This is a genomic window from Herpetosiphon geysericola (assembly GCF_001306135.1).
GTDB lineage: Bacteria > Chloroflexota > Chloroflexia > Chloroflexales > Herpetosiphonaceae > Herpetosiphon > Herpetosiphon geysericola.
The window spans coordinates 547444-568414 of sequence record NZ_LGKP01000035.1 but is presented as its reverse complement, the minus strand read 5'-3'; the positions used below and the strand labels follow the sequence as shown (position 1 = coordinate 568414).

At 52.4% G+C, this 20971-nt stretch carries 17 protein-coding genes and 1 riboswitch; of the genes, 14 read left to right on the top strand and 3 right to left on the bottom strand.

Annotated elements, in window-relative coordinates; genetic code table 11:
- Positions 1–32: 32 nt before the first annotated feature.
- Positions 33–1517: a glutamate formimidoyltransferase gene (ftcD, locus tag SE18_RS27615; RefSeq protein WP_160319542.1), complete on the bottom strand. Its 1485-nt coding sequence runs from the start codon at positions 1515–1517 to the stop codon at positions 33–35.
- A gap of 385 nt (positions 1518–1902) precedes the next feature.
- Between ftcD and SE18_RS27860 the strand changes: the two genes are divergently transcribed.
- On the top strand, positions 1903–2487 hold the full coding sequence (locus SE18_RS27860) for a hypothetical protein (RefSeq protein WP_054536856.1): 585 nt from the start codon (positions 1903–1905) through the stop codon (positions 2485–2487).
- 64 nt (positions 2488–2551) lie between these two features.
- On the opposite strand, the gene SE18_RS23230 is transcribed toward SE18_RS27860, so the two are convergent.
- Entirely contained in the window at positions 2552–3712 is a 1161-nt protein-coding gene (locus SE18_RS23230) for a thiamine ABC transporter substrate-binding protein (RefSeq protein WP_054536855.1), read from the bottom strand.
- A gap of 57 nt (positions 3713–3769) precedes the next feature.
- A riboswitch (TPP riboswitch) is annotated at positions 3770–3872 on the bottom strand.
- 363 nt (positions 3873–4235) lie between these two features.
- Here SE18_RS23230 and SE18_RS23225 point away from each other — a divergent pair.
- From SE18_RS23225 to SE18_RS23210, 4 genes are read left to right on the top strand one after another with little or no spacing between them, the layout of a single operon-like run.
- A complete protein-coding gene (locus tag SE18_RS23225) occupies positions 4236–6134 on the top strand; it encodes an ATP-binding cassette domain-containing protein (protein WP_054536854.1) in 1899 nt (632 codons plus the stop codon).
- Positions 6131–7171 carry a sulfate ABC transporter substrate-binding protein gene (locus SE18_RS23220; RefSeq protein WP_054536853.1) on the top strand — a complete coding sequence of 347 codons (1041 nt, stop codon included), beginning with the start codon at positions 6131–6133 and terminating at the stop codon, positions 7169–7171. Before SE18_RS23225 ends, SE18_RS23220 begins: the two co-directional genes overlap by 4 nt.
- Positions 7168–8010, top strand: coding sequence for a sulfate ABC transporter permease subunit CysT (gene cysT / locus SE18_RS23215; RefSeq protein ID WP_054536852.1), 843 nt, complete (start codon positions 7168–7170; stop codon positions 8008–8010). The genes SE18_RS23220 and cysT overlap by 4 nt, the downstream gene beginning before the upstream one ends.
- Entirely contained in the window at positions 8007–8819 is an 813-nt protein-coding gene (locus SE18_RS23210; RefSeq protein ID WP_054536851.1) for a sulfate ABC transporter permease, read from the top strand. The genes cysT and SE18_RS23210 overlap by 4 nt, the downstream gene beginning before the upstream one ends.
- Positions 8820–9258: 439 nt before the next feature.
- On the opposite strand, the gene SE18_RS23205 is transcribed toward SE18_RS23210, so the two are convergent.
- Complete coding sequence (locus SE18_RS23205) at positions 9259–9765, bottom strand: FKBP-type peptidyl-prolyl cis-trans isomerase (protein WP_236706946.1); 507 nt, start codon at positions 9763–9765, stop codon at positions 9259–9261.
- A 340-nt stretch (positions 9766–10105) separates the two neighbouring features.
- Between SE18_RS23205 and SE18_RS23200 the strand changes: the two genes are divergently transcribed.
- The 9 genes from SE18_RS23200 to SE18_RS23160 all read left to right on the top strand — a co-directional run bounded on the left by SE18_RS23200 (position 10106) and on the right by SE18_RS23160 (position 20594).
- On the top strand, positions 10106–11809 hold the full coding sequence (locus SE18_RS23200) for a hypothetical protein (protein WP_054536850.1): 1704 nt from the start codon (positions 10106–10108) through the stop codon (positions 11807–11809).
- 9 nt (positions 11810–11818) lie between these two features.
- The gene (locus tag SE18_RS23195) at positions 11819–12013 is read left to right on the top strand and encodes a hypothetical protein (RefSeq protein ID WP_054536849.1); all 195 of its coding nucleotides are present in this window, start codon (positions 11819–11821) and stop codon (positions 12011–12013) included.
- A gap of 94 nt (positions 12014–12107) precedes the next feature.
- A complete protein-coding gene (locus SE18_RS23190; RefSeq protein WP_054536848.1) occupies positions 12108–13097 on the top strand; it encodes an AAA family ATPase in 990 nt (329 codons plus the stop codon).
- Positions 13094–13819: a DsbA family protein gene (locus tag SE18_RS23185; protein ID WP_054536847.1), complete on the top strand. Its 726-nt coding sequence runs from the start codon at positions 13094–13096 to the stop codon at positions 13817–13819. Before SE18_RS23190 ends, SE18_RS23185 begins: the two co-directional genes overlap by 4 nt.
- A 27-nt stretch (positions 13820–13846) precedes the next feature.
- The gene (locus SE18_RS23180; RefSeq protein ID WP_054536846.1) at positions 13847–14731 is read left to right on the top strand and encodes a DUF58 domain-containing protein; all 885 of its coding nucleotides are present in this window, start codon (positions 13847–13849) and stop codon (positions 14729–14731) included.
- Positions 14732–14760: 29 nt separating this feature from the next.
- On the top strand, positions 14761–15321 hold the full coding sequence (locus SE18_RS23175; RefSeq protein ID WP_054536845.1) for a YcxB family protein: 561 nt from the start codon (positions 14761–14763) through the stop codon (positions 15319–15321).
- Positions 15322–15331: 10 nt separating this feature from the next.
- Positions 15332–17236 carry a VWA domain-containing protein gene (locus SE18_RS23170; protein ID WP_054536844.1) on the top strand — a complete coding sequence of 635 codons (1905 nt, stop codon included), beginning with the start codon at positions 15332–15334 and terminating at the stop codon, positions 17234–17236.
- Positions 17237–17252: 16 nt separating this feature from the next.
- On the top strand, positions 17253–17642 hold the full coding sequence (locus SE18_RS23165) for a tautomerase family protein (RefSeq protein WP_054536843.1): 390 nt from the start codon (positions 17253–17255) through the stop codon (positions 17640–17642).
- 99 nt (positions 17643–17741) lie between these two features.
- A complete protein-coding gene (locus tag SE18_RS23160; protein ID WP_054536842.1) occupies positions 17742–20594 on the top strand; it encodes a VWA domain-containing protein in 2853 nt (950 codons plus the stop codon).
- The last annotated feature ends 377 nt before the right edge of the window (positions 20595–20971 follow it).

Here is a 20971-nt window from a genome sequence, read left to right as displayed (position 1 = left end):
TGATCTATGTGCTCATTGTAGCATAACCCTGCTTAGAGTGTCACCAATTGTTGTAAGCCTTGTTCAGCCTGTTTGCGCAACGTGGCAACCTTGGCGCTGAACTCGTCGCGTTGTTGACTATCGCTCAAATCGCCAAGATTGACTAACACATTTAAGCACGCGCCATTCACTGCCGCATAGGCCAAATAGCCGCCAACTTGGGCATCGGTACGCGCATTAACGTTGCCTTGGGTCGCCAAAAGCTGCAAATCGGCAAACAAATTGGCTGCTTGTTGGGCAACTTGCAAGGGAATTTCGCAGGCATGCAACATCGCAGCAGCCATTTGTTGCTCCCGATCAGCTTGATCATCGGGTAATTTACGGGCAACGCTGATCGCATTAAACGCTGCGCTATCAGCCAAAGCCAATTTGCCCAAATTTGTCGTAGCCTCGCTCACGCGCTCCAAGGCGGCGGCGATAATTGGCTTAACTGCTGCGTATTTTTTGCGACTAACCGTTAAATTGGCCACCATTTGGCCCAAAGAGCCAGCCAAAGCCCCAGCCAAGGCCGCCGCCGAGCCTCCACCAGGCGTTGGTGTGCCAGCAGCAAAGGCTTGCAAGGTGTTATTTGGCAGCCAATTGTCGCCACTTGGCGCGGCCAATTTGGCCTCAAGCACTTGGTCGCGGCGAAAGTGGTTGAGTTGCAGATAATGTTCGGCTGCATCAAATAGCGCATCTTGCGGCACCAGCCCAATCACTTCGCCCTCGCTAATCGTCACACCATAGCGCATAGCTTCGGCGCGCACCAATTCCTGCACCCGATGAATTGGCGTGCCACGGAAATTAACCAAGTTCATCGAGATTTGGGCACGGCCATCGACCAACAAGCCCAAAGCTTTGACATAGCGCAAGCCGCCGCCAAGATAGCGAATCGATTTGGCGATTTTTTTGGCAATCTCAACATCAGTCGTATTTAAATAGATGTTGTAGGCAATTAATGGTTGGCGTGCGCCGACGACGGTTGCGCCAGCAGGCGTTGCCACAGCTGGGCCAAAATCTGGCTCGCGAGCAGCAGCAACCCCAACTGCTTTGCGCCAAGCTTCGTATTCACCCTTGCGCACATCGGCCAAATTCTGGCGCTCAGGGCGGGTTGCAGCTTCTTCATAAAGATAAACGGCAATGCCCAGCTCGTCGCCAATGCGTTTGCCAACGTTGCGGGCCAAGGCCACACATTGCTTCATGCTGGTTTGGCCAAGTGGCACAAACGGCACAACATCGGTCGCGCCAATGCGTGGATGTTCACCACGATGCTCGTCCAAATTAATCAAGCCTTGAGCAGTGCGTGTGGCTTGGAAGGCAGCTTCGCCAACCGCCTCGGCCTCGCCTGCAAAGCTAATCACCGTGCGATTATGATCAGCGTCAGATTGAACATCGAGCAATTGCACCCCAGCAACTGCCGTAATTGCATCACGAATGGCGTGCACAACCTCGCTGCGCCGACCTTCGCTAAAATTCATAATACTTTCGACCAAGCCCATTGCTGTCTCCTTTGACGAACCACAACGGCCCAAGTATAGATCAGATGCTGAGAATTTGGTTAACCAACAGGCCAAAAATCTTAATCGCTCATTGACATCATCCTCACCTAATACTCATCTGTTGGCGGCATACTACAGGTGCGTTTCCTCTCAATCCGAAAAGGTCAGCCGTGCTCTTGGGTGGAACGGCACGGCTGGCTCAACGGAACTGATTTTCCTCAGCAAAGAGCTGCACCAAGACCAACCAAGCATGATACAATACAGCGCGAGTTGGAAGCCTTAACTCAATGAGTTGAGGATTACTGGCTTGTTTGCGATTGAAAATACCCTGCTATCGTAACAACACTTGTCGATCAATTTAATCTTTGCTATCTGAGGGACGCACATGGCTGATACAAGCGATGAAAAAAAGGCGCGGCTCGATGCGATTCGCGCAGCCAATGCCGCTAAAAAAGCTGCTGGCGAAGCGCCTGCGGCTGCACCTGTACCTGCTGCGCCGGTCGTAGCGGCAACAACCGAGGCTCCCGCAACTGCTGCGGTTGGCGCCAATATGTCGGATGATAAAAAAGCCCGCTTGGAAGCGATTCGGGCTGCGAAAAAGGCTGCCGCCGCTGATGCACCTGCTGCGCCAGTTGTTGCCGCTACGCCAGCGCCTGCCGCCGCTGCACCTGTGGTTGCCGCCACACCTGCCGCCGCGCCAGCAACTGCTGCCGCTCCTGTCGCAGCAAAACCAGCCGCACCAGCCAGCACTGGCAACGATTCAATCAGCGCCAATTCGATTATCTCGCTGACTATGCTTGGTCGGCTCAAACGGATTATCGTTGGGGTTGCCTTCTGTGTATTGATCGGCTTGGGCTTGGCAACCGTTACCGGCGAATATTTGCTCGGTGGTGGCTTCGGCGCATTGATCGGCGCTGTCGGCGGTTTGATGGTTGGCGATTGGCCAGCAGTCAAAACCACTGGCGACTAAAAAAGCCTGTTAAAACAAAAACATCCCCTGCAACCAGCTTAGAATTGCAGGGGATGTTTGTTTTTTAGCGCAACACGGTTTCTTGCCATTCGTTGAGCCAGCGCTCGCGGTTGGCCGAAATATCGGCAGGCGCAAGGGTCACAACTTCGCTTGGCACTTGGGCATATTGGTCGAATTCAGCAGGCACTTTGGCGCTTGGCAAAGCAGGATAGACAAACATCTGGCCGCCAATATCGCTTTGGAACGCATCGCTGAGCATATAGTCGATCCATGCTTTGCCCAATTCAGGGTTTTTGGCATCTTTCAACAAGCCCACAAATTCAATTTGTTGGAACGAGCCACCAGGCAACAAGAGATTACCAGTTGGTGCGTCGGTCAACGGCGTCGTGGCAAACATCACTTCAGCAGCAGGACTGGTGGCGTAACTCACCGCCAACGGATATGAGCCATCGCTGGCTCCGCTAAAATCGCCATAGTAAGCTTCTTCCCAACCACTGGCGACTTTAATTTCGTTGGCCCGCAAGTCGCTCCAGAAGTTGCGCCAGGTATACTCGCCGCTCTCGCCAAAGTGGCCAATCGTGGCCAACATAAACGCTAAACCAGGCGATGAGGTGGCTGGATTTTCAACCACCAACTTGCCTTTCCACTCAGGCTTGGTCAAATCGCGCAAATCGGTTGGCAAGCTCAGGCCAGCTTCAGCCAAGGCAGCTTTATCATAATTAATTGTGACATAGCCAACATCAACTGGCGAAACCCGATTTTGGGCGTCGAGCTTCAATTCGGCAGGAATTTGCTCAAGATTTTTGGACGCATAAGCTTCGAAAATATCTGCATCAAGCGCACGGCTCAAAAAGGTATTATCAACCCCATACAACACATCGCCCAAAGGTGCGCCTTTGGCCAAAATGCTCTTGTTGAGCGCCTCGCCAGCATCGCCCGATTCGAGAATCTGCACGGTTGCGCCAGTCATTTGCTCAAAGCCCGAAATAACTTCGCTGCTAATCGCAAAGCTATCATGCGAAACCACCACCAAGGTTTGGCCCGCAAATTGGCCGCTATCGGTGGGCGCTTGAGTGGCTTGGGTGGCTGCTGGCGTAACCTCAGCCGCAGCGGTTGTGGCTGGCGTTGGTTCGACCGCCGTTTCAGCAGTTGGCGTAGCCGCCGCACCGCAGCCTGCTAAAACCAATGAACTGATTGTTAAAAAACTAAGTAACCAACGTTTCACGAATAAACTCCTTGAACATTGGCTAGAGACCACATGCAAAAATCCCGCGCACGGCGGGATTAAACCACGCCGCTTTCCTTCGCTCGTGCTAACGAGATCAGGTTCAGAGGGTCTTTCGCCGTTGCGAAATCTCAGCCATGTGGCACCCCTAGCGGTTGTTATCTGTAATTGCCCACACAATAGCACAAAAAATTTGAATCAGCAAAAGCCTTGGTTAAAACAGTTCTCCATCCTTCGTGCTCTTCGTGTTCTTCGTAGATCAATCGTTTAGCGCAGAGCGACCGAGGGATTTGGAACAAGCTTTGGAATCGGTGGATGCGATGATAAGAGTAGCTAGCAATACCACAGTGTTGATCGAATTGGCAGGCCTATGCGGTATGGCCAACCCGCCTAGCAGCATCACCCACGGATGCGCTCGGTTGATCGATCAAACAGGCAACTAGCCCAACGACGCGCCAGTTAGCCAATTTGGAACCGAATTGGAACATAGCTGGAACATGCTTGGAACCATAAGGAGGGTGCGATGTCGATTGTGCTTGATCAACTGACCAAACGCTACGAGCAACATGCGGTGGTCAATAAAGTGGCACTGCAAATTCACGATGCTGAGTTTTTTGTGCTACTGGGGCCGAGCGGGAGTGGCAAAAGTACGATTTTGCGCATGATCGCAGGCTTGGCTCCGGTCGATACTGGCCGGATTGTGCTCCATGGCCGCGATGTGACTGATTTGAATCCTCAGGCCCGCGATGTGGGCTTTGTTTTTCAAAATTATGCCCTGTTTGAACATATGACAGTCGCCGAAAATGTTGAATTTGCCTTACGCATTCGCAAGGTCGAGCGCAAGCAACGCAGCGAACGTCGCGACCAATTATTAGAACTTGTCGGCTTGGCAGGCTTGGGCAAACGCTTGCCACGCCAACTTTCTGGCGGCCAACAACAACGGGTAGCCTTAGCCCGCGCTTTGGCCCACAACCCAGCAGTTTTGCTGCTCGACGAGCCATTTGGTGCGCTCGATGCCAAGATTCGCACCGATTTGCGCCGCAATTTGCGCAGCATTCAGCGCGAACTGGGCATTACGACGATTTTCGTTACCCACGATCAAGAAGAAGCCTTTGAATTAGCCGATCGCCTCGGCGTGATGAATATGGGCCGTTTGCTCGAAGTTGGCACACCCAATGAACTCTATCAACGCCCACAAACTGAATTTGTCGCAACCTTCCTTGGTAGCGCCAATGTGCTGCTTGGTCAGTGCAATGATGTTGGGGTGCAAGTTGGGTCGATGACCTTCCCGCTGCAAACCTCAAGCACCGCCGAGCAGCATCCCGCTGTGCAAGTCGTGATTCGCCCAGAAGATGTGGTTTTGGCAAAAACCGAAGCTGCGTTGCGCTCACCATCGCTGGGCCAAGCCACGGTCGAAACCCAAACCTTTGTTGGAGCATTTGAACGGATTCGCCTGCGCTTGCCAGCCTTGCCCGATGTCCACTCGATTGCGCCAGTGCGGCCTTTTGGCGAGCATGCAATTTTGATCGATGCCCTGCGCAATCCAGATGAAGCCCGTAATTTGCCAATTCATAGCGGCGATCAACTGTGGATCGGCGTGCGGCGTTTGCATGCGCTCAGTCAACGCGGCCTGAATGTCTTAATGATTTCCGATAGCCAGCCAGTGGCTGAAACAGCTTTGAATATTGGTGGCAACTTGGCCCGTTTGGCTCATGCTCGAGCAACGGTTGTGGCCCGCGATGGCAACGAAGCTGGATTGCGCACCCGCATCCAAGCAGTGCGCGAGCAACTGGGCGCTGGCTTGCCGCATCTGCAAACCCGTTTATCAACCACCAGTTTGATCGAAACTGTGCGCCGCGAAACCGAACACGAACCCTGCGATATCGTGGTGCTCGGCACTGAAGCACGCAACGCAGAGCGTGATGCAACCCAATTGTTAAGCGTGGCCCAACAGCATGTGTTGCTTGTGCCACCAACAGCCAAAGCATGCAGCAAAGCCTTAATTTGCCTGAGCGATGGCGAACCAAGCAAAGAAGATGTAGCGTTTGCCGGACGCTTGCTGGGATCGGTGGGCGCAAGCGCCACCTTGATTTCGGTAGCAACCCAAACCAACGATATTGACCGCCTCGAGCGATTTTTACAAAGCAGCGCCGCTAGTTTACGGCGCCATGAAGTTGTGACTGATAGCAAAGTGCTGGTTGGCAACATCGCGCAAACCATCAACGCCGAGATCAAACGCGGGGGCTATGATCTGGTAATTGTTGGCGCGCCACTGGGAGCCTACAGCAGCAATTACGACCTTGGCAGCGTGGTTGGCCCACTTTTGAGCCAACTCAGCGTTCCAGTTTTGATTATTCGTTCAAGTTATCTTCAGCCAATGCCTGAACGGCTGGCTTTGAATGTTTTGGAGACAGTGGCATGAAACGCTTACATTTTAGTGTATTGAGCTTGTTAATCGTCGCGTTGTTGGCAGCATGTGGCGACGCCAGCCCAACTACCACCAGCGGCAATGGCGCAGTTACCACCATCACCTTGGGCGGCTATACTACGCCACGCGAAGCCTATGCCAAATTGATTCCACTGTTCCAAGCAAAATGGAAGGCCGATACTGGCGGCGAGGTCAAGTTTGAAGAATCGTACCAAGGCTCTGGCGCACAATCACGGGCGATCGTTGAAGGTTTTGAGGCCGATGTAGCAGCGCTCTCGCTCGAAGCCGATATTAACCGCATCAGCGATGCAGGCCTGATTACTCACGATTGGAAAGCTGGCACGCATTCGGGCATGGTCAGCACCTCGGTTGTGGTCTTTGCAGTGCGCGAAGGCAACCCCAAAGGCATCCAAGATTGGGCTGATTTGGCCAAGCCTGGCGTGCAAATTTTAACTCCCGACCCACGCACCAGCGGCGGCGCCCAATGGAATATTTTGGCTTTGTATGGGGCAGCCAAACGTGGTCACGTCACTGGTGTGCCAGCCAACGACGAAGCAGCCGCCCAAGCCTTCTTGGCCAGCGTGCTCAAAAATGTCGTGGTGTTCGACAAAGGCGCACGCGAAAGCATCACCAACTTTGAAAAAGGCGTTGGCGATGTGGCAATCACCTATGAAAACGAAGTGCTAGTTGGCCAAAAAGGCGGCCAAAAATATGAAATGGTCATTCCATCATCAACCATCTTGATCGAAAACCCAATTGCCTTGATCGACAAGTCGGTTGAAAAACATGGCAATCGCCAAGCAGTCGAAGCCTTTATCACGTTTTTACACAGCCGTGAAGCCCAAGCAGTGTTTGCTGAATTTGGCTTGCGCTCGGTCGATGCTGATGTTGCCAAAGCCACTGCTGAGCGCTATCCCGCCATCAGCGATCAATTTACGATCAATGAATTTGGCGGCTGGAGCAAAGCCACGCCTGAATACTTCGGCGATAACGGCGTTTATGCCAAAGTGCTAGCGCAGGTACAGCAATGACGACTCAAACAATTGAACGCACGACCCCACGGTTACCGTGGGGTCGTTGGAGTATCCGTGGCGCTGCCTTAACCTATTTGGCAGTGTTTTTGGTATTGCCGTTAATTGTGGTAGTCGTCGATGGATTGGGCGCTGGCGTTGAATCGATCACCAGTGTGGTTAGCTCGCCGATTGCCCGCCATGCCATTTGGCTCACCATTTGGACAGGCCTCGTGATGGCGTTGATTAATGCCGTCATGGGTTTATTAACCGCCTTCGTGCTGGTACGCTATGAGTTTCCCGGCAAAACGCTGCTCAATGCTGTGGTTGATTTGCCATTTGCAATCCCGACCTTGGTCACTGGCGTGATGCTGGTGATTTTGTATGGGCCGCAAGCAGCGATTGGCAGCTGGCTCGATCAGCACCTTGGCTGGAAGGTGATTTTCGCTCCCTCAGGCATTATTTTGGCGCTGCTGTTTACTTCGTTTCCCTTTGTGGTGCGCTCAGTTCAGCCAGTTTTGATCAACCTTGATCGGTCGAGTGAAGAAGCTGCTGCCACTTTAGGCGCGCCAGCATGGCAAATTTTTTGGCGCGTCACCTTGCCAGCGCTCATGCCAGCCTTGGTTTCGGGCACATTGCTGAGTTTTGCCCGCGCGATTGGCGAATTTGGCGCGATTGTGGTGGTTGCGGGCAATATTCCCTTGCGCTCGCAAACTGCCGCCATTTACGTCTATGGCGAAATAGAATCGGGCAGCCAACGCAATGCCAGCGCTATGTCGTTGGTGATGTTGGCAATTGCGCTTGGCACGATGACCTTGGTTGATTGGCTTAGTCGTCGACGACAGGAGGTACAGCCATGAACTGGCGCAAATGGCTATTAATTAGCATTGTCGTGGGCTATATGGGCATCTTGATCATTGCCCCGTTGGGTGCGATTGTGTTTGGTGCGTTTCGCGAAGGTGTGCCTGCGATGCTTGAGGCCTTGCAGCACCCGCATGTGCTACGCTCGTTTGGCCTGACCATCCTCATTTGTTTGGTGGTGGTGGCGATTCATGGCATCTTTGGCACGCTGGTGGCTTGGGTTTTGGTGCGCCATCAATTTATGGGCAAAGCACTGATCAATCGCTTGCTCGATTTGCCATTTGCCATGTCGCCAGTGATTGTTGGCTTCACCCTGATTGTGCTTTTTGGCCGCAACGGTGTGCTTAAGCCGCTGACCGAAGCCATGGGCTGGCAAATTGCCTTTGCGCTACCAGGTATGATTTGGGCAACCTTGTTTGTCACCTTGCCATTTATGATTCGCGAATTGATGCCGGTGCTCGAAGCCTTTGGCCGCAAACAAGAAGAGGCCGCCGCAACCTTGGGCGCAAGTGGCTGGCAAACCTTCCGCTTAGTAACCTTTCCAGCTTTGCGTTGGGCCTTTTTGTATGGCTTAGGCCTCACATGTGCCCGCGCCTTGGGCGAGTTCGGGGCGGTGTTGGTGATTAGCGGCGGGATTCAAGGCCGAACTGAAACAGCAACCGTCTATATTTTCCGCGCCCTCGACGATCGTCAATATGCTGGAGCCTATAGCGCTGCCTTACTGCTTGGCGCAATCTCGTTGGTCTTAGTGTTAGTGATCGATGTGTTTCATCGGCGTTCACAAAAGAGCATAGAGCAAAGAACATAGAACATAGCTGTACTGATTCATTGCGTGAGCAACCGCAGCATTCCCGCATCGCAACCCCATCGAGGATCGGTTTTCGCTGTCCACCACCCATCCGCAGGGTCATCAACAGATGCGGTTCGGTCACGAATTGTCCTTGAGGGGGTACAGGGGGGATTAAAGACCCCTGCGTCTCCCGCTGGCGGGACGGAAGGGTGGAAAAGAACGATGGTGGTTAATGTGATGAACCATTACACTGTTGGCTATGGGAACATAATCTGGGCTAATCTGTGGCAAAAAAATTAACCTGCGGGCGATTTGTGGATCAAGTCTTTAAACGCAGCGGCGCAGAGAAATTGTGGCTCTAGGCTCTGGGCTATCGGAGTTTTGGTTGAAATACCCCAAACTCGATAGCCCATCTTCGTGCTTTTCGTGGTTAAAAATGCTAGAACTGATTGTTATCCTAACGAGCGACAACGACCTCAACATCAAACACCAAATCGGCGTTGCCAGGAATTGCCCCTTGCCCTTGTGCGCCATAGCCAAGTGCCGAAGGAATGATTAAGCGGCGCTTGCCACCTTGCTTCATGCCAACCAAACCTTCGTTCCAGCCATCGATAACCATCGCACTACCGACGTTTTGAACCGGAAATAGTTGTTCACCAACATTTGAATCGAATTGTGAGCCATCTGACTTAAGGTAGCCAGTGTAATAGACTTCAGCGGTTGAGCCAGCGATTACTTCAGGGCCAGTGCCAACCACAATATCAACATAGCGCAAGCCACTTGTCGTTTGCTTGGCTTCTAAGCCAGCAGGCAAAGCCGGAATAACTGGCGAAACATCTGAAATATCGACCCCAGTTGTTGCAGATGCGCTTGTTGGCACAGCAGTTGGGTTTTCAGGCCGCTCAATCGCACCACAGCCTACCAAACTCACCGCAACCAGCGTCGAAAGCAAAATCCGTTTCACGTAAAACCCTTTCATTGCAAATTGAAACCAAACGTCGCTATTATACCCTGCTTCACATATTCATCAGCTTTGCATCATTCTCATAGCAGCGCAAATCTTCTAGGATAGGGCGTGGAACAATCTGTGCATGGTTGACGTTCTATTGATAGGCAAACACAAAGGGGGTTCCCAATGGAACGATTGTCAGACAAAATTTCAGCCGCATTATTTGTCGTTATGCTTCTGTCGATACCCTTTTTATATGCAATTGTCAGCGGCAGCTAAGGTACAAGTGACTGTCGCCAAATATTAATCTCGCTCAGCACATGAGTCGTGTATAATGCGGCGAAGGAGATTAGGTATGGCACAACCAACCGAGATTGTTCATCTGCTACGCCCATTCGGGCGGCGCTTACGCCTTGCCGATACATTGCAATGGCTGAGTCGCACATTTTGGCTCCCTGCTCTTGGCTTTGCTTTAATTCAAGTCGCAGGTCGGCTCTTCCCGATTCCCAACTGGACATTGTGGTCATTAGTTCCTTTTGCAATTTGGCTAGTTGCCTTATTGGTCGTAGCCCTGCGCCCACAATCAAGCAGCCGCATCGCCCAACGTAGCGACCTTGAGCTTGATTTGCGCGAACGCCTATCAACTGCGCTCGAATTGCACAAACGCGATGATCGCGGGCCACTCGACGACGTGCAATATAACGATGCGCTCGACAAAGCCCGCAATGCCAATGCCAAGGATATTCGGGTTGCTCCGCCGCGCAAACATCGCTTATGGTGGGGCTTGGCAGCATTATTTTTAATGCTGGGCATCACATCTGCCGTGTTACCGAATCTGCAAAGCGATGTTTTAGCTGAACGCGAAGCAGTCAAAACCGATCTCGAACGAATTGCAGATCGGATTGATGAAACACGCCAAGAAATTGCCAAAGACGAAAAACTTTCGCCAGAAGAACGCGCCGAATTGGATCGCCAATTGGCGGAATTATCCAAGGATTTGCGCGAAAATACTGGCTCACGCGAAGATGCGCTAGCGAAAATCTCGCGTACCGAGCAACAACTGCAAAAGCGCTTGGATTCACGGGCCAGCGCTCGTCAAGCCTCGTTGCAAGAGCTAGCCCAAGCGCTCAAAAACCAGCGTGGAGCTAGCCAAGAGCAACGCCCAGAGGCCAGCGATGCAGCTAAAGAGCTGGAACAAGCAGCCCAAGATGCAGAAAAGATGACTCCTGAGCAGCGCGAACAATTGGCGAATGCGCTTGAGCAACAAGCCAACCAAACTGCTGCAACCAACCCAGAAATGGCCCAATCGTTGCGCGATGCTGCGAGCGCTTTACGCAATGGCAATCTTGCCGATGCCCGCTCAGCCTTGCAACGAGCCAGCAGCCAAGCCAGCCAAAGCGCTGAACAATTGCAAAATCAAGCAGGCGTTGAACAAGCCTTGAGCGAAGTTCAAAATAGCCGCGACCAAGCAGCCCAAGCTGGTCAACAAGGCCAGCAAAATCAGCAAGCTGGTCAACAAGGCCAACAAGGCCAACAAAATCAGCAAGCTGGTCAGCAGGGTCAACAAGGCCAGCAAGGTCAGCAAGGTCAACAAGGTCAGGGTCAAGGTCAAGGTCAGGGTCAAGGCCAAGGTCAGGGTCAAGGTCAAGGTCAAGGCCAAGGTCAAGGTCAAGGTCAAGGCAATGGTGCTGGTGGTGGCGGTGGCAGCCAAGCAGGGAATCTTGGTAGCGGCAACAGCAATGGCAGTGGCAATGGCACAGGCCGCAACGACCGCAGCTTCCCTGGCACTGGCAACGACAAAGGCATGGTCTACCAACCTTGGAAACCAGGCGACCCAAATAACCCAAGCAATGTGACTGGCCAGCCCAATGGCAGCGGCAGTGCCCCAAGCCAACCAAGTGGTAGCACCGGGCCTGGAATCGCCAATGGCTCGCAAGTACCTTATAATCAAGCCAACCCGAACTACCAAGAATCGGCAGGTCGGGCTGTGGATAGCGGATACATTCCACCACAACTGAAGAACTTTATCCGTGACTACTTTAACCAATTGGAACAGTAAGAGGATTCTATGTTTCTAGCCCTTGAGTTCGTGTTTCTTAGCCTGCTTGCAGGCGGTATGTGGACCCTGTTGGTCGCGACGCGACGCTTCAACATCAGCCAACGTGCAATGACGATTTCGTTTGCTGCTACTGCGCTCGGCTGGATGGGCTTTTTGCTCACCACAATTGCTCTGTTGGTTTATGCCACAACACAACTCACGTAGCGAAGAGCAAGAGTTTTAGGTTCGAGGCTATAGGTTTTTGCTTGAATCAGCTATGATTCAGAGACCTATAGCCTTTTGTTGATAAGGAGTTTGGATGCAATACACTGAACGCGATGCTGAGATGTTTCGGCGCACTGCCGCTGCAATTGAGGCTGAAATAGGCAAAGTGATTGTAGGGCAACGCGCCTTGATCCGCCAAACATTAATTACCTTGCTTGCAGGCGGCAATGCCTTGCTCGAAGGTGTGCCTGGCTTGGCCAAAACCACCCTAATTCGGACGCTTTCTGATGCTGTCGATTGCCAATTCAGTCGGATTCAGTTTACTCCCGACTTGATGCCTGCTGATATCATCGGCACGACGATCATCGCCGAAGATGAACAAGGCCAAAAAGAGTTCCGCTTCCAACGCGGGCCGATCTTTTCCAACCTTGTGCTGGCCGATGAAATTAACCGGGCGACGCCAAAAACGCAATCGGCGCTGCTTGAGGCTATGCAAGAACATACGGTCAGTGTGGCCCGCACCAGCTATAAGCTCGAAGAGCCATTCTTTGTGCTCGCTACCCAAAACCCGCTCGAAATGGAAGGAACCTACCCGCTACCCGAAGCACAGCTCGACCGTTTCTTCTTCAAAATTAATGTGCCGTTTCCATCACCACAAGAGTTGGTAGAAATTGCCCAACGCACCACTGGCACTGATCAAGCCAAGCCGCAAAAAGTGATTAATGGCGCGACCTTGATTCAGTTGCAACAGATGGCGCGTTCGGTGCCGGTTGCCACCCATGTCTTGAGCTATGCAGCCCGCATTATTAGCGCAACCCACCCAGATAGTGCGCTCGCCCCAGAGCAAGTCAAACGTTATGTTAGCTATGGCTCCAGCCCTCGGGGGATGCAAGCCTTGATTTTGGCTGGCAAAATTAGCGCCTTGCTCGATGGCCGCACCAATGTGGCCTACCGCGATTTGCGCGATATGGCAACCCCAACTCTGCGCCACCGGATTATCTTGTCGTTTGAGGGTCAAGCTGAGGGAGTGAACAGCGAAAGCATCGTCAATAGCATTTTGGAATCAATTAAGGAAGAAGCATGACCCGCCGTATTGCCCTAATCATCTTGGCTCTCGTTTTGGCCAGCTGTGGCAGCTACGAAGCTGATACAGGCCGTCAAGTCAGTATTCGGCCAACGATTGTGCCATCAACGCCTGCGCCACCACCAACCAAAGATACGTTGGGCATTGCCAGCGAATTTATTCCGTTGGCCAAGCCAGCCCAAATTCCCGCCGACGACCAACGCTCAATGGGCGATCCAAACGCGCCAGTGACGATTGTCGAATATAGCGATTTCCAATGCCCATTCTGCCAGCGCCATCATGTGTCGGTTTTTCCTGACCTGAAGGCCAAATATATCGACACAGGCAAAGTGCGCTATGTATTCCGCAACTATATCGCCGTCGAAAGCCATACCTCAGCGCCAGCAGCAGGAGTTGCCAGCTTCTGCGCCATGGATCAAGGCAAATTCTGGGAGATGTACGACATCTTGTTTGTGCGCGCCAGCGAGTGGGGCATTGATCCTAGCCTTGCGCCCAAAACAATGCTCAAGTATGCAGAAGAATTGGGCTTGGATAGCAAAACCTTTGCCCAATGCCAAGCAGACCCAGCAGTCTTAGCTAAAGTTAACGCTGAAACCGCCGAGGCCGTCGCTGCCCAAGCAACTGGCACGCCAGCCTTTTTCATTGGCAACTACATCATTCCAGGAGCCTACCCAATGGAAGGCTTCGATGCAGCAATAACCTTGGCAAGCCAAAATCAATAATCGTTGGTTGAGTGTGGAGACGTTGACATGAGCGAACAAGCAGCGCTATTTGAACCACAATTCTTAAAACAATTGGATCGTTTGGCGCTGCTGACGCGCCGCAATATTGCAGGCCAGATGCAAGGCGAACGGCGCTCGCCCCGCCGTGGCTCATCGGTTGAATACGCCGATTTCAAGCCCTACACGCCTGGCGACGACTTTCGCCAAATCGACTGGAATTTGTATGCCCGCTTGGAGAAGTTCTTCCTCAAGCTGTTTGTAGCCGAGGAAGAAATTACGCTCCACTTGTTGATCGACACCAGCGCTTCGATGGATTGGGGTGAGCCAAACAAGCTGCGCTATGCTGCTCAAGCAGCGGGAGCCTTGGGCTACATCGCCTTAGCCAGCCTTGATCGCGCCCAAGTGACCAGCTTTGGCGGCGGCAATGAGCAACGGATTCCTGCTGGGCGTGGGCGGGCAGGCGTGCCACCCTTATTCAATTTGCTCAGCCAACTCAAAGGCAACGGCAACACCAGCTTGTTGCAAGCCAGCCGCCGCTATGTGCAAACCGCGCGAGTCGCTGGGCCACTGTTGTTGTGTAGCGATTTGCTCACGCCCGATTGGGAAGAAGCCTTGCGCACACTTGGCCGCCGTCCATTTGAGATAACTGTGCTGCATGTGCTCTCACCAGACGAGCTAAACCCACCATTCGAGGGCGATTTAAAATTGCTCGATGCTGAAGGTGGCGAGGCACTCGATATTAGTGCAGATCTCGATTTATTGCAACGCTATGTTGAACGCTTGCAAGCATGGCGCGAAGAAGTTGAGCATTTTTGCACAACCCGCGGCATCAACTATATTTTTGTTGATACCAGCTTGCCCTTAGAATCATTGTTGATTTCGGTTCTACGCGAACGCCAAATTGTGCGCTAAATCATATGTTCTAGCCTGAAAGTTGAGCAATGCAACCAATTGAATTAGAGTATCAGCTTGATTTTAATGATTATCAAGCAGCCAATTTAGCGCTGTATAAGCATAATCCACGCTATCAGCAATCACTTAATTTGAATCGCTATTATGAATTATTGCTGTATGTTTTAGGCGCTGGCACAATTGCTTTCTTTATTGCTGCGCTGATTCAAGTCGATCATTTGGTTGTTTGGTTAATTGTGCTTGGCCTAATTTTACTGAGTGGTTGGATTATTTACAATCACCGTGATATGCGTGAATTTACTTTAGATTTTTTGAAAAAGAATTATCGCTATGAACAGGCTACCTTTGAACTGCCAACAACGTTTTTAGGCGATGCAAATCATATTCAAGAAACCAATCAGTGCTTTATGAGTGATTTCAAATGGAATTTTATTCAAACGATGCTGAATGAAGCAGAGCATATTCTTTTGATTAGCCATAACAATCGGGTGGTTGTTATTCCCAAGCGAGCCTTTAAATCGCCAGCCGATCAGCAGATGGCGTTGCAACAATTTGCGCAATATCATGCTGATGCGCAGCTAGCAGAGTGAGTAGATAGTTATGGGATTCATTGCACCATTAATGTTTATCGCAGGTGGTACGGTTTTGGCTGGGATTGTAGCCATGTACATTTTGCGCCTGCGCCGCGAAGAACGGACGGTTTCTTCAACCTTTTTGTGGAATCAATTGGTTCGCGATGTTGAGGCCAACGCGCCCTGGCAACGCCTGCGCCACAATTGGTTGCTCTGGCTACAATTGCTGATTGCGTTGCTTTTGGCGTTTGCAATTGCGCGACCGTTCCGCGAAACCGTTGGGGTTAGTGGGCAAAATCTCATTGTGATTATCGATCGCTCTGCTTCGATGGGCGCAACCGATGTTGAGGCCAATCGGCTTGAAGCTGCCAAAAACGAGGCGATTCGCTTGGTCGACCAACTGCCTGATGGCGCACGCGCCACGATTATGGCCATCGGCGGCGAGCTTGATGTGCCTGCTGCCGCCACCACCGACCGCCGCGAAATTCGCGACGCGATCGAAGGCATCGAATTGCGCTTGGGCGGCGGCTCGGATATGTCGCAAGCTTTGAGTTTGGCTGGTGCCTTGGCCGCCCGCGAAGAAGAATCAGAGGTAGCAATTTTAACCGACGGCCAAGTGACCGTGCCAATGAGCGCAACTTTGCCCGCCAAAATTCGCTATTTTCCAGTTGGCAGCAGCAATAATAACCAAGCGATTGCGGCAATTGCCTTGAACGAGCTAGCGCCTGGCACGCTCACCTTTTTTGCCCGCGTCACCAACCAAGGCCAAGAACGAGTTACCCGCCGCTTGTTGGTAACGCTTGATGGCACCTTGTTCAACGCCTACGACTTGGAAATTCTGCCTGGCCAAGATCAAACTGTCAATATCGATGTGCCGTCAACTGCCAGCACGGTCGAGGCGCGGCTTGATGGCAGCGATAGCTTGCCCAGCGATGATGTAGCATGGGCGATTCGACCATCAAGCGATGCAATTCCCGTGCGCTTTGTCACCCCGGGCAATCGCTTTTTGGCTACGGCCTTGGGCTTGATGCCACGGGTGCAAGTTTCGGCCTATCTGACTGAAACTGCGACCTTCACCGACACGGCCTTGTTGACGATTCTTGATGCCAGCTTGCCAGAGCCACTGCCACCAGGCAACTTGCTGTTTATCGCGCCCTATCGCTCAACCGAATATTTTTCGGTTACTGGTAGCTTGGATCGGCCAGTGCCGCGCCCTGCACCAACTGATGACCCGTTGTTGCGCAACGTCGAACTTGGCGAGGTCAACATCTTGAAATCGGCGCGGATTGAAAACGCACCGTGGGCACATACCGTCATCGATAGCGCCGCAGGCCCATTGCTGATTGCTGGCGAAGTTGATGGGCGGCGGATTGCAGTGCTAGGCTTTGACACCCACGATTCAGATTTGCCCTTGAATATTTCGTTTCCCTTATTGATTGCCAACTTGGTTGGCTACTTGGCCCCGGGCACTGGTGGCGATTCAGCGATTTTGCCGCCCGACCAAGAATTGGCCTTTGCCGTAACCAACGATATTAGCGGCGTGCGGCTAATTCAGCCTAATGGCGAAACCCACGAAGCAACGCCAAACAACGGCTTAATTAGCTTCGATGGCAGTTTGCTGAAGCAAGCTGGGATTTATAGCGTCGAATTGCTGAATGATGGTGTCGTTGCTCGCAGCCAACGTTATGTCGTGAACGCCTATCGCGAAAGCGAAGCCAAAATCACACCAGTGCAGGTGCTTGATGTGGCCCAAATTGGCGGCGGCCAAGTTGGCTCAAGCGAAACCACCCAAGCCAAAGCTGGCCGCGAAGAATGGTGGCGTTGGTTGGCCTTGGCAGCATTAATTTTCGTTTTGATTGAATGGGTTTTTGCCCAACGCAGCGCCTTGACACGGCTCAAACTTTGGTGGAATGCCCGCCGTAGTGCAGCCTAAAAAACAGCGAGGATTTATGGCGCAAATCAAAATCTATGGCTTAGCCACTAGCCTCAACCCAATCAAGGCGGCCTTAGCCGAAACCATTCATAACTGCATGGTTGAGCATTTTCAATTGCCAGCCAATAAGCGTTTTCAACGCTTTTTTCCAATGGCAGCTGATGATTGGTTGATGCCAGCTGATCGCTCAAGCAACTATCTGATTATTGAAATTAGCTGTTTTGCTGGACGCAGCATTGGCGCTAAAAAAGCTTTAATCCAAGGCTTGTTTTTCGAAATTGCCAAAGTACATGGCATTCAAGCGCAGGATGTAGAAATTACGCTGATTGAAACGCCAGCCCACAATTGGGGCATTCGCGGCGTTGCTGGCGACGATCTACAACTGCGGTATCCAGTTGAAATCTAATTGAACCGTAACATTCAACCGCCCAGCGTTTTTGCTCGGCAGGCTGTTCATGGAGAGGCTCCCGATGCCGTTGGCATTTGGCCTTGCTAGGGTGAAGTTATGCTCTCGTTTGTGCGACCAGAATATCTATGGTTTTTGCTGGCGTTGCCACTGGTATGGCTCTTGGGCTGGTTCAACAGCCGTGGCCGCAGCGGTCAACGCCGCTGGTTGGCGCTTGGCTTGCGCACGCTGTTGCTGCTGTGTTTGATCGGCAGCCTCGCGGGAACCCAAGTGCGCCAACCAGTTCAAAATTTGACCACAGTGTTTTTGCTCGATAGCTCCGATTCGATCGCTCCTAGCCAACGCTCTACCAACGAGCAATTTATTGCTGAAGCGCTCCAAAGTATGCAAGAAGGCGATAAAGCGGCGGTCGTGGTCTTTGGCGAGAATGCCTTGGTTGAGCGCGTGCCATCGGATATTCAGCGCCTAGGCACAATTCAATCGGTGCCAATCGCTGCCCGCACCGACATTAGCGAGGCGCTGCAACTAGGCTTGGCGCTCTTCCCCGCCGATACCCAAAAACGTTTGGTGTTGCTCTCCGATGGTGGCGAGAACAGTGGCCGCGCCTTGGAGATGGTTCCGCTGGCGCAACGCCGCAATGTGCCAATCGATATTGTGCCAACCGGCATCGAGCAAGGCAACCCTGAAGTGGCGATTAGCGCGTTTCGCGCTCCCTCTGCCGCACGCACTGGCCAAGAGATACAGCTGATTGCCACGATCGAAAGCAACACGGCGCAATCAGCTCAATTACGTTGGAGGGCTGATGAGCAAATTGTGTTGGAAGAAGCGATTAGTTTGCCAGTTGGCACGACGAGCTTTACCACCAGCTTAGTTGTCAAGGATCAAGGCTTTCATCGCTATAGCGCCCAAGTTGTGCCAACCAACGATACTCGTGCCCAAAATAATGTGGCGGCTTCGCTGGTGCAAATTGGTGGCCCGCCCAAAGTGTTGCTTGTTGAAGGCGAAGTTGGCGATGCTAGCGCACTGCGTCCAGCCCTCGAAGCAGCCAATTTAGTGCCCGTGGTGGTGCCAGCAACTGGCTTGCCGACCGATTTAGCAGCCCTGAGCGATTATGAAGCGATTTTGTTGCTGAATGTGCCTGCGCGCGACATCGACCAAGATACCCAAAAATTGCTGCGCTCGTATGTTGGCGACCTTGGGCGGGGCTTGGCCATGATCGGCGGACGCCAAAGTTTTGGGGTTGGTGGCTACACCGCAACGCCAATCGAAGAAGCGCTGCCAGTAAGCATGGACGTGCGTAATCGCCAGCAACGCCCAGACATTGCCTTGGTGTTTATTATCGACAAATCGGGCAGTATGGATGCCTGTCACTGTAATGGTGGCGATATGGCAGCCCGCGAGGGTGGCGGCACGCGCAAGATCGACATTGCCAAAGAAGCGGTAGCCCAAGCAGCATCGGTGTTGGGCAAAGACGATAAATTAGGCGTTGTAACCTTTGATGATGCAGCTCACTGGACGATTGAACTCAATAAAGTACCGAGCCAAGATGATGTTGTAGCGGCGCTGGCTCCGGTGCCACCAAGCGGCCAAACCAACGTGGTCAGCGGCATGAACGCCGCCTACGAGCAATTGCGCCAAAGCGATGCCAAAATCAAACATGCGATTCTGTTGACTGACGGCTGGGGCCATGCCACCGATATTGGCAATATTGCCGAAAATATGAACAAAGATGGCATCACGCTCTCGGTCGTTGCAGCAGGTAATGGTTCGGATAACGCCTTGCAGCGCTACGCAGAGCTTGGCGGCGGACGCTATTATCCAGCCCGCGTGATGGAAGAAGTACCCCAAATCTTCTTGCAAGAAACGATTCAAGCAGTTGGGACTTACATCGTCGAGGAGCAATTTACCCCAGCCTATGCTGGCGATAGCCCAGTGCTAGCCGATTTGCAAGAGGGCTTGCCAAGCTTGTTGGGCTACAACGGCACTGTCGAAAAAGATAACGCTCAAGTTATTTTAACGGCCAGCGATGGCTCACCAATCTTGGCTCAATGGCAATATGGGCTAGGCCGGAGCATCGCCTGGACGAGCGATCTCAAGGGCAAGTGGGCCAGCAATTGGGTGACGTGGGATCAATTTCCGCGCTTCACAGCCCAATTGGTTGGCTGGCTTTTGCCACGCATCAGCAACGATAGTGTGAGCGGCGAAGCTTCATTGATTGGCAGCGATGTGCAAATTGATATTGTGGCCAACGACGAGCAGGGCGCTCCCCAAACTGCAATGAACGTCAATGCGCGTATGGTTGGGCCAACGGGCGAGGCTATCGACGCAACCTTGGTCGAAGTTGGGCCGGGCCAATATCGGGCACGGGTTGCAAGCCCCATTGCTGGCACCTATTTGATTCAGGTTGTTGGCAATGATGCCAATGGTAAGCCAGCCTTTGCTCGCACCTTGGGCTTGATTGTGCCCTACTCGCCTGAATATCGCCAAGGCCAAGCTAACCCTGAATTGCTCAGCACCTTGGCCAAGGCCACTGCTGGCCGCAGTTTGAGCCAGCCAATCCAAGCCTTCGATCATACGCTCGATGCAGTCCGCCGCGCTACGCCAATCGATTTGGGCTTGTTGTTTGCGGCGCTGGTTTTGCTGCTGCTTGATGTTGCAGCTCGTCGGCTTAATTTGCGGCGCAAAGATTTTACGGCCTTGCAAGCAGCCCGCAAAGAACGCCAAACCGCTGCTGCTGTGCCAACCGCCACCATGAGCAGTTTGCAAGGGGCCAAGGGCCGTGCGCGCCAGCAAATGTTCAGCGATAAAAGCGAGCGCGAAGTCAAGCCCAAGGATAATCCAGCAACCACGCCATTGCCAAGCAAACCAGAAAATTCTACCAAGGCCATTGACGAAGCAGAAGATCCGATTGAACGCTTGCGGGCCGCTAAAAATCGCGCTCGGCGGCAGTAAGCGAGGGGCCAGATAGGAATATACGAAGCACACGGAAGGGATGAGGCTTTTGGCTATAAGCTATAGGCTTCATCCCTCATCCTTTGGTTCTCTGCGCCTCTGGGTTAAATCTGATCCACGAAGGGCTGAAACCACGAAGAACACAAAGGGCGCAAAGGCTGTTTTTAGCCACAAATTCCACGATTCCACCAATAATCTTCCGCTAACCCACAGCCTATCACCTATAGCCATAAATGTTTTTAGCCACAGATTGGCTCAGATTTTTGAGATTATGTTGTTGCTGACCCAAAGCCGATAGCCATGAACATTTTTAGCCACAAATTGCACGAATTGCACGAATAATGTTCCGATAGGACATAGCCAATAGCCACAATCCC

Coding starts and splice junctions, on each gene's coding strand:
- SE18_RS23200 (WP_054536850.1), top strand. CDS start 10,106: ATGGCACAACCAACCGAGATTGTTCATCTGCTACGCCCATTCGGGCGG.
- ftcD (WP_160319542.1), bottom strand. CDS start 1,517: ATGGGCTTGGTCGAAAGTATTATGAATTTTAGCGAAGGTCGGCGCAGC.
- cysT (WP_054536852.1), top strand. CDS start 7,168: ATGACGACTCAAACAATTGAACGCACGACCCCACGGTTACCGTGGGGT.
- SE18_RS23185 (WP_054536847.1), top strand. CDS start 13,094: ATGACCCGCCGTATTGCCCTAATCATCTTGGCTCTCGTTTTGGCCAGC.
- SE18_RS23195 (WP_054536849.1), top strand. CDS start 11,819: ATGTTTCTAGCCCTTGAGTTCGTGTTTCTTAGCCTGCTTGCAGGCGGT.
- SE18_RS27860 (WP_054536856.1), top strand. CDS start 1,903: ATGGCTGATACAAGCGATGAAAAAAAGGCGCGGCTCGATGCGATTCGC.
- SE18_RS23170 (WP_054536844.1), top strand. CDS start 15,332: ATGGGATTCATTGCACCATTAATGTTTATCGCAGGTGGTACGGTTTTG.
- SE18_RS23210 (WP_054536851.1), top strand. CDS start 8,007: ATGAACTGGCGCAAATGGCTATTAATTAGCATTGTCGTGGGCTATATG.
- SE18_RS23180 (WP_054536846.1), top strand. CDS start 13,847: ATGAGCGAACAAGCAGCGCTATTTGAACCACAATTCTTAAAACAATTG.
- SE18_RS23225 (WP_054536854.1), top strand. CDS start 4,236: ATGTCGATTGTGCTTGATCAACTGACCAAACGCTACGAGCAACATGCG.
- SE18_RS23220 (WP_054536853.1), top strand. CDS start 6,131: ATGAAACGCTTACATTTTAGTGTATTGAGCTTGTTAATCGTCGCGTTG.
- SE18_RS23165 (WP_054536843.1), top strand. CDS start 17,253: ATGGCGCAAATCAAAATCTATGGCTTAGCCACTAGCCTCAACCCAATC.
- SE18_RS23160 (WP_054536842.1), top strand. CDS start 17,742: ATGCTCTCGTTTGTGCGACCAGAATATCTATGGTTTTTGCTGGCGTTG.
- SE18_RS23175 (WP_054536845.1), top strand. CDS start 14,761: ATGCAACCAATTGAATTAGAGTATCAGCTTGATTTTAATGATTATCAA.
- SE18_RS23190 (WP_054536848.1), top strand. CDS start 12,108: ATGCAATACACTGAACGCGATGCTGAGATGTTTCGGCGCACTGCCGCT.